We start from the raw sequence: 14985 nt of genomic DNA, 5'->3' as shown, positions 1-14985 counted from the left end.
AACGCGCCCCGCGTGACCTACGGTCAAGGGATTGCTCGCCATCACGGAAAGCGCACCTATTAAGCTATAATTTCTCAATCCACTGCCTAATCAGAACTAGTGGCTCCTTTCTTGCATGCTTTTGACCACTTGGGTGACTAGATTTCGGGGCATAAATCTTATACTCAGGGCAAGCAACTGGTTTTTGAGACCAGGGACAACAACAGTTCGATTTTTCATCAGACCAAGATAGCCAATCCTAGCAACAGTTTCAGCATTCATAATCTTTTGTCCACTAACCAGCTTAGAGTCTTCCATGTTTGCCCGAGCTTGAAAACCCGATTCTGTTGGTCCTGGACACAGAGTAGTTACCGTCACCCCTGAACCCTTTAGTTCATTGGCAATTGCCTCAGAAAAGGATAGGACATAGGATTTCGTCGCATAATAGACTGCCATCAACGGACCAGGCTGAAACGCTGCTGTAGAAGCAATATTTAAAATTTTTCCATACTGTTGTTGCACCATAGCTGGCAGAAATAATTTGGTCAAATGGGTCAGGGTTACTATGTTTAGCTGCATCATGTCTAGTTCAGTAGCCAGGTCTGTTTCAGCAAAAGCTCCATAGGTAGCGAATCCCGCGTTGTTGACTAGTGCATCAACCTTGATCCCTTCCTTTTGGAGCTGGTCAAAAATCTCCTGTGCAGCTCCTGGAACTGATAAATCCTTCGGAATAACCCTGACAAATGTCCCAAATTTTTTTCTAAAATCCTCGGCCATTTGAGATAGTTTTGACTCACTTCTGGCAACTAGTACTAACTTGTAGCCATCGCGAGCAAATAACTTAGTAAATTCATAACCAATTCCACTGGATGCACCAGTGATCATAGCCGTTTTGGGAAGATCCTTTACCTGATTTTTTAGAGTCATTTGAGGTTTATTTTAACAAAAATTAACCCAGGAAATTTTTAAGAATTATTTCGATAGCTTTTCCAAAGGATTTGGAAACAAAGATGATAGATTTTTGATAGTTTACAAAATTCCTATATCCTTGATTAGGTCTTGCCTTTTGAATCTTACTTTTTGTCTTTCCCTAAGGGATTATGTTCACAACTCAAATGGAAATGCTATGTAGGTTATAGTTATCCACTAGCAGTTGTAACTTAAATTACATTTTAAGCAGAACACCAGATCCTAGGGCAATGAAAAATTAAACCAATGAAGCACACAGAGGGACTATAGTTGAGGTATAGCATACTTTTGAGAAATTGAGGGAGAAGGTGGGCGCTAGCTGAAGTAGGTGGTTCAGTTGCGAAAAATATCTCTATTGCCTTGATAGTTATCCTCACAGGGAGCTTTTCCAAAACCAGATTGTTGTTAAAAAACTTAATAATCATGAAAGATCAATGGTCGTTAAGTCATAATGGAAAGTGTTGGAAATTCTAGTTTTTCGAGGAGAGACTTAACAACATCCAACTGGGGAGCAAGATTTTGTCAGGACTTACCCAACATTGGCTAAAAAACGCCCTTATACAAATTTGTGATAGTTCAATGACTCCTCCCCCAACCCAAAGCAAGGGCATGGGGTCACAGGGCATAGTCACTGACAGTAATTTATTCCTAGTCTAGGGACAGCCAATAGCAGAGAATCCGGCATCAGACCAAATAAGCCTCACAAAATAGAAAGGAAAAAAGACAAATGATATCCTTATTGTTATTTACTCTCAATAGCATCCTTAAAAAGTTTTCCTAAAAAAATATTCGGCCAGCATCTGGAATGCTAGGCATTGAGCTTGTAGCTTGCTTTATTCCTACAAAAATCAAGATTTAACGCGCATCAAATGGAAAAGGATATAATTTTTGAACCGTTGGAGTTCCGGAACTTGACCCTCAAGAATCGGATCTTTCGTTCTAATATCTCTGGTCGATTTGACAACTATGATGGTTCCGGTAACCAGGCACGGATCAATTGGGAAGAGAAATTTGCCCGAGGCGGCGTCGGTGCAATCGTCTCTTCCTTTACACCCGTCCAAATCCGAGGAAGAATTTTACCTAACTATGCCACGATTGACCGCGATGATCGAATTCCTTTCTGGCGCAAGGTCGGGGAGAAAGTTCATGAATATGACTGTAAGTTTTTGATGCAACTGAGCCACTCTGGTCGTCAGCGGGATGTTGGTGGTGTGGAGAATTTGTATAATAAGGGTCTTAGTTCAACCAGTGAAACTGAGTCATTTCATGGGCTGGAGTGTCAGGCAATGACACGCAAGGAAATCAAGGAAATGATTCAGGCATTCGCTGATGGTGCCAGACGAGCTCGTGAGGCAGGACTAGATGGGGTAGAACTCCACAGTGCCAATGGCTATCTGATTACCCAATTTCTGAGTTCAGGCATCAACGACCGCAAGGATGAGTATGGCGGTTCTCTGGAAAATCGAGCTCGTTTCTTACTGGAGATTATCCAAGCAATACGCAAAGAGGTAGGAAACGATTTTCACCTCCAGGCAAAAATCAGTGCCGTGGAATACAACGATGCTGTGATTCCTTGGGATAAGCCTGGGAATACCCTGGAAGACTCTATCCAAATCTGCAAGTGGGTGGAGGAAGCTGGAGCAGATGCGCTTCATATATCCACTGGAAGCTTATTTCCCCACCCCTTGAACCCACCCGGTGAGTTTCCCCAGGACGAAGCATCCCGATGGTACGAGATCATGCTCGGAAGCGGTATCTATACCTTCCGCAATTATTTACTGTTCCGGTATCGATTCCTATTTCCCTTCTTCTTGTTCTTGTGGAACCGAGTTTACAGAAAGGGTTCCACTCAGCCGATTATCGGCAAAGATGTACAGGATCAAGCCTTGGACGACTCCTTCCGGGAGTTTGTATCAAGTCAAACCATGCAGGAACTCCTAAATAAATACCAAGGTATTAGCATCAGTGATGCTCGGGAAATCAAAAAGCATGTGAATATCCCAGTCATCTGCACCGGAGGTTTTCAGCAAGCATCCTACATCCGTGAGGCGATTAGTGAAGGATTCTGTGATGCAGTTAGTATCGCCCGTCCTCTGGTTGCTAATAATGACCTAGTCCAGCAGTTTCAGCAAGGAAAAGACCTGCCAGACCGACCCTGCACCTACTGCAACAGGTGCTTGTTCAATGCCCTACAAAACCCTCTAGGCTGCTACGATGTGCGCCGATACAATGACGACCACGACAAAATGATTGAACAGGTGATGACTGTATTTGACCCACCGCCATTCTCATAATTGTTGATTATTTTTATCAACAATGAAGAATCAAAACCTCTTCTAAGAAATAGAAATGTTTCTTTACATCTTATAGAGAATGGCATAGAGAATGGCATAGAGAATGGCATAGAGAATGCGATCGCTTTCCTCGAATGCTTTTTTCTATAGGAGTTAGGATATTACGGTACATAGGTTGAGGGGGCACGGCTGTGTACCCCTACAAATGGCGTTAATTTTTCGATACAAGGGTAAGTCTTGATCTAGTCAAGACTGAGAACTAAACACTGACGCACTATTTTATAGATCACAAATAACAAACTGATGAGTGAATCAGAAAATCCAACCCTACTCAAGGGTGTTTTCAAAAGCTTAAAGCGGTTTTGGCTTCTTATTATCGGAGTTGTACTGGTCATCACCTTAGTCATCGCTTGGCCGTTGATATCCAACTCCCCAGTTAGATATGCAGATATTAACGACCACTTTAAGTATGGTTCCATCGGCAGCGAGCCAGTGAATGGAGTTCCCTACTGGATCTGGAAAGTACTGCCAGCAATTTTTCCAGATAAGCTACCCGGTGAGGGTTATGCTTCATTGGGCTTTATTTATGAACCAGGACAAGACAGACCCATCGGCTTTTCAAAGCGTCGGATCTTAGTTGACCGTGTTGGTTTAAATTGTGCAGTTTGCCATGCTGGTACAGTGCGAGATACCCCTGATAGTACACCCAGGGTAATCACCACCATGCCTTCCAATACGGTCAATCTATCACGGTACATCAAGTTCATCTCCGAAGTACCATTTGATCCACGATTCAACGCTGACCGGATTTTGGCAGAGATTGCAGCTCAAGGGGAAAAGTTCAACCCCATCCAGAAATTGATGTATCGCTACCTGGTTATTCCCCAGACTCGGGATGCTTTAATTGCTCAGGGTAGTCTACTCGCCTTTTTAAATAACCAAACAGCTGCTGATCGCGGTCCTGGGCGGGTGGATACCTTTAATCCCTATAAATCCCTGCAATTTCGCTTCCCGATGGATCAGTTAGACCATGATGAACTCATTGGTGGTGCAGATTTTCCCTCCATCTGGAATCAGAAACCCCGTGAGGGTTTGCAGTTGCACTGGGATGGTGATAACGACTCGGTGGATGAGCGGAACCTAAGCGCTGCGTTAGGTGCAGGGGTGACACCAACCACGGTAGATTTGGATGGGATTCAACGGGTTGCTGATTGGCTGTGGGAATTACCACCCCCGCCCTATCCCTATGAAATTAACCAGAATTTGGCAGCAGTGGGTAAGCCAATTTATGAAAACAACTGCGCCAGTTGCCATGCTTTTGGTGGTTCAAAGGTTGGCAAGGTAACACCTATTGAAGAAATTGGTACAGACCGATATCGCCTGGATTCCTACACCTATGAACTGCTTTCTAACCAAAATACCCTCTTTGTCGGCACACCAAGGCGTTTCAAACATTTCCGCAAGACCAATGGCTATGCCAATGTGCCCCTAGATGGAATTTGGCTACGAGCTCCCTATTTACACAATGGTTCAGTACCAACTCTCAGAGACTTGTTAGAAACCCCGGAAAACCGACCCAAAGAATTCTATCGCGGTGATGATGTTTTCGATCAGGACAAGGTTGGTTTTGTTTCCGATGTAGCCGAGGATAATACCAAGGAATTCTTTAAGATTGATACCACAATTCCTGGCAATTCCAATAGTGGTCACCTGTATGGAACTGACCTATCTCCAGAAGCAAAAGATGCCTTAGTTGAGTACATGAAGAATCTTTAATAAGGGATAACTGGACACATTTTTTTTAAAACAAAATTTTTGACAAGAAAGAGGTTCAATGAACGCTTACGCTAAATGGTTTGGTCGTGTGGTATGGCTTGGCATCATTATAAATGTGGTGTTTTTTGTCATTCCCTGTCTTGATGCAATAGCGAGTGGGGGAAACCCCCAAGACCGCGCTGCATCGCTTATGCTTCTTTCCAGAAGTCATGCTTTCGTTATTAAAAATGCAAATTCCAGTGCCGATTATCTGGGTACGTGCTGCAGGATTGCTGTTGCTGGAAATCAGTATTTTATACATTCCTGGTGCCATGGATCCCTATCGCTGTCTTGATGCAATAGCGAGTGGGGGAAACCCCCAAGACCGCGCTGCATCGCTATAAAGCAACAGCTTGGATGTCGATATTGGTCACACGAGGTGGTGGAGCTACGTTTTTTATAACGGCTGTCTTGTTATTTGGTCAAGATCTGGGATTTCTGAGTATCGCTTTGGTTGACCTTGTCTTCGCAGTTATCCAAGGAATTATATTATTCCTTGCCCTGCAAACTGAACAACCGGTTATTTCACAAACAGCCAAGGGATTCTCCTAACTTTTCGGGAATAGTAATACTTATCACCTAGCACTGCACTCAGCACTATCTAGCAGTAGGGAAAAAAATAACGTTATGGAAATGGTGAAGACGAAATTAGGGAAAATACTAATAACGATTGTGATTAGTATTTTCTTGCTGGCTGGAGTTGTAGCCTATGTGGGATGGTACAACCTATTTAGAGAAGACCCCAATCCTCCCACCTATTACGATTATGAGTCGCCAGAAGAACACTTCAAGTATGGTTCCATTGGCACAGAAAATGCTGAAGGTGTACCGTATTTAATTTGGCTGGTGCTTCCCCGGATATTTCCTGACAAACTACCAGGACCTGGTGGTTATACGTCTTTGGGAATTACCTGGGAAGAGGGGAAAGAATTGCCCATTGGCTTTTCTAAAAAAACTATTGGTTTTCCCCGTCAGGGCATAACTTGTGCTTCCTGTCATACGGCTACATTTCGCGAAAATCCTAAAGATAAACCTACCATTATTTTAGGAGGACCCTCAAGTAAGTTTGATCCTCAACGCTACCTCCGATTTCTGCAAGCTTGTGCCAATGATCCACGATTTACAGCCGACTATATTCTTGGAGAAATTGGATACAATTATGAACTTTCTTGGTTTGATAAACTACTTTATCGCTATGTAATTATTCCTCAGACCAGGAAATCAATTCCGAAACTTCTCGAAGGATATGCTTGGATGGATTCCCGTCCCGACTGGGGACCTGGTCGGATCTCTCCATTCAACCCTGGCAAGTTTCGATACTTAGAGCAACCTCTAGATGATTCTGTTGACAACTCCGACATGATGTCGATTTGGAATCAAAAGATGCATGAAGGCTTTGCCTATCATTGGGATGGCTTAGAAACGTCACTGACGGAAACCATCCAGACTGGGGCAATCGGTGATGGTGCTACTAGGAAGTCGATTAATATCGAAGGTTTAAAGCGGGTAGAAGATTATATTACTGAATTACCTCCTCCCCTATATCCTTTTGAGGTTAATCAGACATTGGCAGCAAAAGGCAGTGAGATTTTTACCAATACCTGTGCATCCTGTCATGCTTTTGGTGGAGAACGGATAGGAACTGTTATTCCTATCGATGAGATTGGTACTGACCGCAACCGCTTAGATATGTGGACTCAGGAAGCAGCTGATGCTTATAATGAATACGCTGAAGGCTATGAATGGGATTTTGACTACTTGCGTAAGACTAATGGTTATGTAGCAGTAGCCCTTGATGGACTTTGGCTAAGAGCTCCTTATCTCCATAATGGTTCGGTGCCTAACCTAACAAACTTACTGGAAACTCCTGAGAAGCGGACGAAGGTATTTTACCGGGGCTACGATGTCTATGATCCGGAAAAAGTTGGCTTTGTCTCGGAGGGAGAAAAAGCTGAGAAGCAGGGTTTCAGATACGATACTAGCCTTATAGCTAACGGTAACCAAGGACATCTTTATGGCACTGATTTACCTGAACAGGATAAGAAAGCCTTGATTGAGTATCTCAAAACTCTGTGATCTCCTTGACTGTCTAAAGCACTAGCATATGGGGAAGTTTATCTGCCCCATATGCTGCAATTCAACTAATCGCTTTTAGTGAAATATTTCACTTTCAATTAAACGAGAGTAGCTCTTTATAAGAAATTATCAAAATAACCAAACTTTTTTTGGCTAACCCTACAAGCTAAAAACTGGCATTTTATTTTTTTTATACTCTCTTAAATAATTCAATTATCAGTAATTTGATTTAAGCGATCGCAAATCCCTCTTAGTTCGGTTTGACTACACACTGGATCTCGTGGCGCTGGCAATTCTGTATTGGGCCATGTGGATAGATCAAAACAGGGACAACAGGTTGGTGGTATCCCAGCGGTTTTAATGGGTAAAGGCATATCACAACGGGAACAAGGGAGTATATCCCACTTGGGTGTTAATAACTCCGCAATTGTTTCATCAGTTCCTTCCAGGTAACAATCACCAGTCTCTGGTGAAATAGCTAGCTGCCAAATCGTTTCAAATTCTTGGCTGTAGTGCTTGCCATTTGTAAGTGATTGTGGCTGCATAGCTGAAAAACCATTGCGCACCACAACTTTTTTGCCTAACTGGAACCAGTAGGTGAGATAGCGTTTGACTTGTGCTTCAGATGCCATGGTTTTGTTGGTAATTAGTTGTTACTAGTCAGTTTTAACCCGTTAATAAACGACTAAGCTAGAAAGCTTCTTCCCCACTTCCGGTATTTTTTCCCTCTTGGGATGGATTTGATTAGGTTTGAGATGATTCGCCAACAGTACCATTATCCGGTAATGGTTGACCCAGAGTACTGAGATTAAGCACATGACCGCCGGTGACTAAGTAGACTGGGTTAGCCAAGTGCCCCAAATAACGCACCACATTCCCCAGGCGATCGCGAAACGCCCTACCCATAGGATATGCTGGAACCACTCCCCAGCCAGCCTCTTCTGCAACAAAAATTACAGAACCTTTAACCTTGCTTAAACTATTCCATAAGTTTTGTAACGTTTGCTGCCAAACGGTATCATTCTGTTCTAGGCAATTGGCAACCCAGGTTCCTAGAGAATCTACTAGCAGGCAGTGATTGATGTCAGAATAGTTGGTAATTGTTGCTGCCAAGTCCAGTGGTACCAAAAGGGTTGTCCAGGAACTGGGGCGTCGCTGCTGATGTTTTTCAATCCGGGCCAGCCACTCTGGATCATCCGGGTTGGTTGTGGCAGTAGCGACGTATATTACTGATTTGCCAGTCTGCATCGCCAGGGTTTCTGCCCACTCGCTTTTGCCAGACCTGGATGGTCCGGTGACTAAAATTAAATTACTGGTAAATGTGATACTGGTAAATTTAGTAGTATTCAAGGCTATTGGGAGTTATCTTCGCGCTTGCGCCAAAATTAACAGAGCTTATTGTTGAGAATAATGGCCATCTTAGCCCTTGATATCAACTATATTTCCTCAAATCAGTCTTCATGAAATCAAAATTGCGACGGATCGAGACAACACTAAATCAGTTAGCAAAAGCTAGTGCCACTGATTCATCACAACCATCCCCAGCTGTGGCTGATCAAACTAATCACCAACAAGCAGGTGTAGTCAGTCGTAGAACTAAAAAGGAACCTTCTTTCTCTATGGCAGTACAACCGTTCCCCACTCGCCAGGATGAACAGAAGGTACCGACTCTGCCTAGATTGAAATACCCTAAACTGGGAAACCATCGCCATGGTGCTAACCCAGCTTTGGCAATGAATCTGTTGCAGGACATTGAGGGAATTGTTCTGGGTTGGCAGCAGGAACTGCACAAAATCCTCCGGCAAATTCAAGACCTATACCTAGAAGGACCAATTGTTGATGGCTGGTTAGAGTCTCAAGGGAGTCAACCCCAAGATGCCATAGGAACTGTAAGACTAGCCAATGGTGACCGGATGATGGACTATGTAGATGAAGGGGTTGAGGTATCGAATACTAATGTTACCTATCAATCTCCTCGTACTGGTTACCGTCTTTGTGGCTTGGATGAGCAGGGTCAATCTTGGTCAAGGTCTTGTCCAGCAGATCAGGTTCCCAGTGTGAGCATGGCCATCGCTCGTTATCAAAAACTGCGACAACTTTTAATTCGGAAAAAATACCTCGAAGATCGTCTCAGCCAACTAGCAGAAACATTAACTGTGATGCACTCTCAGCTGAATAAGCCCTAATCAAATAAGCCGATGCTTGCCAAGCTAAAAACTACCTGGAATCTCTCTAACAAAGCCCAAATGAGGTTCGATGCGACCTGTAGTCATGCTCACCCAAGCTAGTCCTTCCGAAGTTCCGATCCACAACTTGTTACCAGTATTAGGAGCTAATGCCAGAATACGACTAGAGGGTAGCTTGCCTAGTTTAGCCAACACTTCTCCACTGTCTCGTTTTATTTTAAATAAGCCATTATCTGTACCAACCCAAACATTACCATCTAGATCAAACTGCACAGCAGTGACATTACGTCCTCTTAGGGGAGTTACAGACCTGAAGACTTCGTAAGTTTCTGGGTTAATCACCACTAAACTATTAGGAGTGCCAGCCCATAGCATTCCCTCCGGTCCTCGGGTCAAGGTTTGTACCGTGTTTCCTGGTAAATTCTTAATCCGAGCAATCACAAAAGCACTAGCAGTATCCACTCGCACTAGCCCTTCTAGAGTGCCCACCCACAGCTGACCCTCTTCATCTAGAGTCAGAGCATTGGCACTGACACCGGGTAATTCTTGTAACGTTGTCATCAACAATCCTTGGTCAGGGCTAATCAGAGCCAGACCGCGATCGCTTCCTACCCAAAGATAGCCACGAGTGTCAATCAACAAGGACAACACATTATTAGACGGTAGGGTAAAATTTTGGGCATTAATTTCATTATTACGGGGGTCTATACGCAATAGTCCTTCATAGGTTCCTACCCAAATCCGCCCTACCCGATCCTGAGCGATCGCACCAACAGTGTAATTGGGCAGACTTAGGCGAGTGCGAATTTTTCCACTATTGGGGTCAAGTCTAGTTAATCCTAGCCAAGAGCCCACCCAAAGCTCACCCGTAAAATCGGGTTGCAAGGCAGACACCCGAAAATCCGCTGGCAGGGGCTGGGTTTCTTGCCTGAGGCGTTGATCAGGTAAAGGTCTAGTTGGCGGCGGAGGGTTTCTAAGGGAGGTAGGGGGGGATACCTCTTTGTTTACATCAGTGGATAACTGTGTCTGAGCGTACGCTGTTGAGAAATTGTTGTTTGGCTCACTGTCTGGGATTGACACAGGTAAGATTTGCCCCAGCAGTGTAGCACTGATTACCAGACCAATACGGTTACTTAAGCGGTTAGTTAACCATGCCATTATTTTCAGCATCTTGATTAAGTCTTTTGTTGATCAGGAATTACCCTTGCATGTGTTGCACGGGTCCTAATTTTAGGGGGGATGGTAGGAGCGCAATGGTTGCGCCCTCACGAGCTATAGCGCAACTGTTAAAGTTCTATATTATATACTTTTGGTTTTTAACCCCGCTGCCAAACCTTGTCAAGCCATGGATTATAGTCAATTTTAGAATTTTTGTGACAAATATGTGATTAATTGTTACATTTCGTCACGTTATAAGAGGAGCTGATACATTCCTAAAGAATATTTGAGGTTTAAGTGATCCCATTACCTGCTATATTTCAAAATGATTAAGAAATTCTGAATTACCTCAGCGACTTGACTGACTAGCAACCGTTTACCAATCAGCGGAGCGGTTGGGTTAGTAAGTAAAGCTACAGGTAATCCCCAACATTAGCCACAAACAGGTGATTGTGGAATCAGTGTTGTGCCCTTCTTCAGGCTTAGACAACAAGCCTAGATGGGTTGTTTCTTCTCTTAGCTAGGAGCAACAAACAACACTAAGAAAAGAAAATCTCTTCTAGCGATAGCAACATTCAGTAGTTCCTAAGGAAGCAACGCATGTCTTACTCATCAACCAGTACTCAGACAAAAGCTGGCTACGATGCCGGTGTAAAAGACTATAAATTAACTTATTATACGCCAGATTATACTCCAAAAGATACGGATATTTTGGCAGCGTTTCGCGTAACACCGCAGCCTGGTGTACCTCCGGAAGAAGCCGGTGCAGCGGTTGCAGCTGAGTCTTCTACGGGTACCTGGACAACAGTTTGGACTGACTTGCTGACTGACCTAGACCGTTACAAAGGTCGTTGCTACGACATCGAACCAGTACGTGGGGAAGACAACCAGTTCATCTGCTTTATTGCCTACCCACTGGATCTGTTTGAAGAAGGCTCAGTCACCAACATGCTGACCTCCATCGTGGGTAATGTATTTGGTTTCAAAGCTCTGCGAGCACTGCGCTTAGAAGACTTGCGGATTCCCATTGCTTACCTCAAAACCTTCCAGGGACCACCCCACGGGATTGTTGTAGAGCGGGACAAGTTGAATAAGTATGGTCGTCCTTTGCTCGGTTGTACCATTAAGCCCAAGCTAGGTCTATCCGCTAAGAACTACGGTCGTGCAGTATATGAGTGCTTGCGCGGTGGTCTGGACTTCACCAAAGACGACGAAAACATTAACTCCCAGCCCTTCATGCGCTGGCGCGATCGCTTCTTGTTCGTAGCAGAAGCAATCCACAAATCCCAAGCTGAAACTGGCGAAATCAAAGGTCACTACCTCAACGTCACTGCTCCCACCTGCGAGGAGATGATGAAGCGGGCTGAGTTTGCTAAGTCCCTGGACATGCCCATCATCATGCACGACTACCTCACTGGTGGCTTTACCGCCAACACCACTCTGGCTCGTTGGTGCCGTGATAATGGCGTTCTGCTGCACATCCACCGCGCTATGCACGCTGTGATTGACCGTCAGAAACACCACGGTATGCACTTCCGCGTCTTGGCTAAGTGCTTGCGCATGTCCGGTGGTGACCACCTCCACTCCGGTACTGTAGTCGGTAAGCTTGAAGGTGAAAAAGGTATCACCATGGGCTTCGTTGACCTGATGCGGGAAGACCACATTGAGCAAGACCGCGAACGGGGTATTTACTTCACTCAAGACTGGGCTTCCATGCCTGGTGTAATGCCAGTGGCTTCTGGTGGTATTCACGTTTGGCACATGCCTGCGCTAGTCGAAATCTTTGGTGATGATTCCTGCCTACAATTCGGTGGTGGTACTCTAGGTCACCCATGGGGTAATGCTCCTGGTGCTACTGCAAACCGGGTAGCTCTAGAAGCTTGTATCCAAGCTCGTAACGAAGGTCGTAACCTGATGCGTGAAGGTGGTGACATTATCCGGGAAGCTGCTAAGTGGAGTCCTGAGTTGGCAGTTGCTTGCGAACTGTGGAAGGAAATCAAGTTCGAGTTCGAGGCAATGGATACCGTCTGATGCAGTTTGAGGTGTGAAGTTTGAAGTATGAAACGTCATACTTTAGACTTCATAACTTTTTCTAAAAGACTGGGTTCAACCATGGATTTAAAACGAGTTGCGAAAGATACAGCCAAGGTGCTGGCTAGCTATATGACCTATCAAGCACTGCGGACAGTGGTAAACCAGTTAAGAGAAACTGACCCTCCCCGAGCGCTTTGGCTACAGTCTTTTTCCTCACAACAAAGTATCCAAGATGGAGACGCTTATCTTGAGGAATTACTGCGGGCTAAACCTGAATTAGCGTTGCGGATTATGACTGTGCGGCAACATATTGCAGACGAAGTGGCCGAGTTCTTACCTGAAATGGTTTGCACCAGTATCCAGCAGTCGAATATAGAACATCGGCGTCAGCATCTTGAACGCATCACGCAATTCACTCTTCCAGATAACCCAACTAATTCTGAGCAGAAAACTGATTCGGACACCTAATTGGTTCAACCGAAGACGTTACCTGCTATCCCCCAAATTTCATACCTATACTTCAACAGAGAATCAAACAGAGCATCAAAATCTATGAAAACATTACCAAAAGAGCGTCGTTACGAAACCCTTTCCTACTTACCCCCCCTGAGTGACGCTCAGATTATGCGGCAAGTGGAGTACATCTTAGCGGAAGGTTACATCCCTGCGATCGAGTTCAACGAAAGCTCTGAACCAGATATTTACTACTGGACATTATGGAAACTGCCTTTGTTCAAGGCTACCTCACCTAAAGATGTGCTAGCTGAAGTGGATGAGTGTCGCTCTGAATACCGCGACTGCTATATCCGGGTTGTAGGTTTTGATAACGTTAAGCAGTGCCAAGTTCTCAGCTTCATCATTCACAAGCCCAATGACGGTGTTAGCCGCAGCCGTTGGTAACCGCAGCTTTTACTACTAAAGGCTAAGGCATTCATACTTGGATGAAATGCTATTATTAGCCCCCCGATGTTGATCGGGGGGCTGTTTCATTCTTGACCCTAACATTCAGGGGTGAGGGAGCAAAAGCCCGTTCTGGTTTAGATGCATTTGCCCTAGTTTTTATGCCATTCTTCCAAAGCACCAATAACAAAACTGGATGCGGGATGATTGAGGAGTTGTGCCAAAGCTTGAATGCTTCCTGCTTTTAAGGCATTAAGTGTCTTCGGGAACCGTTTTGGTTTGCTTTCAATATGTTCTATGGCTTTAGTTGCAATTTTAAAATTTCCAGTATATGACTGTTCTAGCTGCTCTAGAAGTTGTTGAATCTCGCTTGCAGCTTCAGCAAGATTCCTTTTCTGTTCTGAATTATTATATGTATTATTAGAAACATTGGCTGTGACATTACCTTTGACATTACCTAATACTATAGGACTATTATTAGTATCAATATCAAATTCATTATTCCTAACATTTTTTTTAATCGGTTTATCTGCCACCTTTGAGATCCTTAATTCATTGAATAGATTGACAATAATCAGAGTATGATAATTTTTAAACCCGGCTCACAACATCCCCTTCAACATTACCTGAAACTACAGGAGAACCAATATTATTTTGAATTTCTATAGATTTATTTTCAAAGTTAAAAGTAATAGCTTTGGGCTCATTGCTATTCATAACACTATACAAATTTAAAATAACTTTTTTAATAAATTCCTTATCCCTACTTACTAAAATTTTCTTCAGGCCACTATTTGTATAAATAGTCATACCATATTTTTCTATGGTTTTAGTTATAGTTTTATTATAGTCATAAATTAACCAAGCTCCAATAGCTATGATGAAAACAATTATTTTTGAAAAAAATCCATAATATACAGAAGATATAAATAATAATATCAGGATAACAAATAAAGCAATAAAAACATTGCTCATTGGCTTTTTATCTGTAGTATTTTTGCTCAAATTAACTAATCCGATACTTGCAATATTATCAATTTGGTAAACAACATTTCCAAAGATTAACGTTTTACCTCTAATCTTTAAAAAAGATGTTTTAACTTCAATTGGCTCAGTAACTTCATCTGGCAAAAAATTACTCAACATACTTTTTTAATTGAACTCAAAATTATGGTTTGATAAAGATTACTGGTGTTGCTGGATTTAAGTTTTAAAGAGTGCATCTCATTAAAGCTGTTTGACCCGTTGGGTGGAACCGGCATCTTGCCGGTTACAATCGGACGCACTGTCCTAACACTGGCTACCGATAAAATCAGGGCGAACCCGTCCCTAAAGCACCACTAGCAACATTTAGGTGCGACCCGTAGAGAATTTAATTCTTAATGGGTCAAGCGCACTATTACAAATGTGAGATGCACCAAGTTTTAAATGCCTACTAGAGCTGGCATTAATCTGATTTTTGGTTTAGGTTATGAATTGGAATTTATTTATGAGTAAGGGTTTTATAATTTAGATGCATTTACCCTGTCTTGATGCAGTCGCTCATGGGGAGGGGCTGTGTGCGGAACCTGCGT

Annotated in this window: 14 protein-coding genes; 8 read left to right on the top strand and 6 right to left on the bottom strand. The window is 43.5% G+C overall.

Translation table 11 applies throughout. The features are described from left to right. Positions 1-96 precede the first annotated feature (96 nt). A complete protein-coding gene (locus AC4II3_RS14795) occupies positions 97-906 on the bottom strand; it encodes an SDR family NAD(P)-dependent oxidoreductase (RefSeq protein WP_488012264.1) in 810 nt (269 codons plus the stop codon). Between the two features lie 911 nt (positions 907-1817). Between AC4II3_RS14795 and AC4II3_RS14790 the strand changes: the two genes are divergently transcribed. The 4 genes from AC4II3_RS14790 to AC4II3_RS14775 all read left to right on the top strand — a co-directional run bounded on the left by AC4II3_RS14790 (position 1818) and on the right by AC4II3_RS14775 (position 7133). Continuing rightward, entirely contained in the window at positions 1818-3242 is a 1425-nt protein-coding gene (locus AC4II3_RS14790; protein WP_488012266.1) for an NADH:flavin oxidoreductase, read from the top strand. Positions 3243-3545: 303 nt separating this feature from the next. After that, positions 3546-5018 (top strand): c-type cytochrome, encoded by a 1473-nt coding sequence (locus AC4II3_RS14785; RefSeq protein WP_488012268.1) that lies wholly within the window; start codon positions 3546-3548, stop codon positions 5016-5018. A 209-nt stretch (positions 5019-5227) separates the two neighbouring features. After that, a complete protein-coding gene (locus AC4II3_RS14780; protein ID WP_488012270.1) occupies positions 5228-5401 on the top strand; it encodes a hypothetical protein in 174 nt (57 codons plus the stop codon). 283 nt (positions 5402-5684) lie between these two features. Further along, positions 5685-7133: a c-type cytochrome gene (locus AC4II3_RS14775; RefSeq protein ID WP_488012272.1), complete on the top strand. Its 1449-nt coding sequence runs from the start codon at positions 5685-5687 to the stop codon at positions 7131-7133. Between the two features lie 209 nt (positions 7134-7342). On the opposite strand, the gene AC4II3_RS14770 is transcribed toward AC4II3_RS14775, so the two are convergent. Together AC4II3_RS14770 and cobU are read right to left on the bottom strand one after the other, a co-directional pair. Further along, positions 7343-7765 (bottom strand): hypothetical protein, encoded by a 423-nt coding sequence (locus AC4II3_RS14770; protein WP_488012274.1) that lies wholly within the window; start codon positions 7763-7765, stop codon positions 7343-7345. A gap of 112 nt (positions 7766-7877) precedes the next feature. After that, positions 7878-8483 carry a bifunctional adenosylcobinamide kinase/adenosylcobinamide-phosphate guanylyltransferase gene (gene cobU, locus AC4II3_RS14765; RefSeq protein ID WP_488012276.1) on the bottom strand — a complete coding sequence of 202 codons (606 nt, stop codon included), beginning with the start codon at positions 8481-8483 and terminating at the stop codon, positions 7878-7880. A 110-nt stretch (positions 8484-8593) separates the two neighbouring features. On the opposite strand from cobU, the gene AC4II3_RS14760 reads away from it, so the two are divergent. Then, the gene (locus AC4II3_RS14760; RefSeq protein ID WP_488012278.1) at positions 8594-9319 is read left to right on the top strand and encodes a hypothetical protein; all 726 of its coding nucleotides are present in this window, start codon (positions 8594-8596) and stop codon (positions 9317-9319) included. A 24-nt stretch (positions 9320-9343) separates the two neighbouring features. Here AC4II3_RS14760 and AC4II3_RS14755 read toward each other — a convergent pair whose 3' ends face one another. Beyond that, entirely contained in the window at positions 9344-10489 is a 1146-nt protein-coding gene (locus AC4II3_RS14755) for a ligand-binding sensor domain-containing protein (protein WP_488012279.1), read from the bottom strand. 588 nt (positions 10490-11077) lie between these two features. Here AC4II3_RS14755 and AC4II3_RS14750 point away from each other — a divergent pair. The 3 genes from AC4II3_RS14750 to AC4II3_RS14740 all read left to right on the top strand — a co-directional run bounded on the left by AC4II3_RS14750 (position 11078) and on the right by AC4II3_RS14740 (position 13411). After that, positions 11078-12508, top strand: a complete 1431-nt coding sequence (locus tag AC4II3_RS14750) for a form I ribulose bisphosphate carboxylase large subunit (RefSeq protein ID WP_075902873.1) — start codon at positions 11078-11080, stop codon at positions 12506-12508. Between the two features lie 81 nt (positions 12509-12589). Continuing rightward, positions 12590-12979 (top strand): RuBisCO chaperone RbcX, encoded by a 390-nt coding sequence (rcbX, locus tag AC4II3_RS14745; protein WP_070396895.1) that lies wholly within the window; start codon positions 12590-12592, stop codon positions 12977-12979. Positions 12980-13063: 84 nt separating this feature from the next. Beyond that, the gene (locus AC4II3_RS14740) at positions 13064-13411 is read left to right on the top strand and encodes a RuBisCO small subunit-like domain-containing protein (protein ID WP_488012280.1); all 348 of its coding nucleotides are present in this window, start codon (positions 13064-13066) and stop codon (positions 13409-13411) included. Between the two features lie 152 nt (positions 13412-13563). Here AC4II3_RS14740 and AC4II3_RS14735 read toward each other — a convergent pair whose 3' ends face one another. Together AC4II3_RS14735 and AC4II3_RS14730 are read right to left on the bottom strand one after the other, a co-directional pair. Further along, entirely contained in the window at positions 13564-13947 is a 384-nt protein-coding gene (locus AC4II3_RS14735; RefSeq protein ID WP_488012281.1) for a hypothetical protein, read from the bottom strand. Between the two features lie 55 nt (positions 13948-14002). Continuing rightward, complete coding sequence (locus AC4II3_RS14730; protein WP_488012283.1) at positions 14003-14557, bottom strand: DUF6232 family protein; 555 nt, start codon at positions 14555-14557, stop codon at positions 14003-14005. Positions 14558-14985 lie beyond the last annotated feature (428 nt).

The sequence above is a fragment of the Moorena sp. genome (assembly GCF_982860115.1).
Note: the sequence above shows the minus strand (reverse complement) of the source record. Positions and strands in the feature narration are given on the sequence as shown.

Excerpts from the sequence above, each read along its gene's own strand:
- AC4II3_RS14795 (WP_488012264.1), bottom strand. The coding sequence starts at position 906 with ATGACTCTAAAAAATCAGGTAAAGGATCTTCCCAAAACGGCTATGATC.
- AC4II3_RS14790 (WP_488012266.1), top strand. The coding sequence starts at position 1,818 with ATGGAAAAGGATATAATTTTTGAACCGTTGGAGTTCCGGAACTTGACC.
- AC4II3_RS14785 (WP_488012268.1), top strand. The coding sequence starts at position 3,546 with ATGAGTGAATCAGAAAATCCAACCCTACTCAAGGGTGTTTTCAAAAGC.
- AC4II3_RS14780 (WP_488012270.1), top strand. The coding sequence starts at position 5,228 with ATGCTTTCGTTATTAAAAATGCAAATTCCAGTGCCGATTATCTGGGTA.
- AC4II3_RS14775 (WP_488012272.1), top strand. The coding sequence starts at position 5,685 with ATGGAAATGGTGAAGACGAAATTAGGGAAAATACTAATAACGATTGTG.
- AC4II3_RS14770 (WP_488012274.1), bottom strand. The coding sequence starts at position 7,765 with ATGGCATCTGAAGCACAAGTCAAACGCTATCTCACCTACTGGTTCCAG.
- AC4II3_RS14760 (WP_488012278.1), top strand. The coding sequence starts at position 8,594 with ATGAAATCAAAATTGCGACGGATCGAGACAACACTAAATCAGTTAGCA.
- AC4II3_RS14755 (WP_488012279.1), bottom strand. The coding sequence starts at position 10,489 with ATGCTGAAAATAATGGCATGGTTAACTAACCGCTTAAGTAACCGTATT.
- AC4II3_RS14750 (WP_075902873.1), top strand. The coding sequence starts at position 11,078 with ATGTCTTACTCATCAACCAGTACTCAGACAAAAGCTGGCTACGATGCC.
- rcbX (WP_070396895.1), top strand. The coding sequence starts at position 12,590 with ATGGATTTAAAACGAGTTGCGAAAGATACAGCCAAGGTGCTGGCTAGC.
- AC4II3_RS14740 (WP_488012280.1), top strand. The coding sequence starts at position 13,064 with ATGAAAACATTACCAAAAGAGCGTCGTTACGAAACCCTTTCCTACTTA.
- AC4II3_RS14730 (WP_488012283.1), bottom strand. The coding sequence starts at position 14,557 with ATGTTGAGTAATTTTTTGCCAGATGAAGTTACTGAGCCAATTGAAGTT.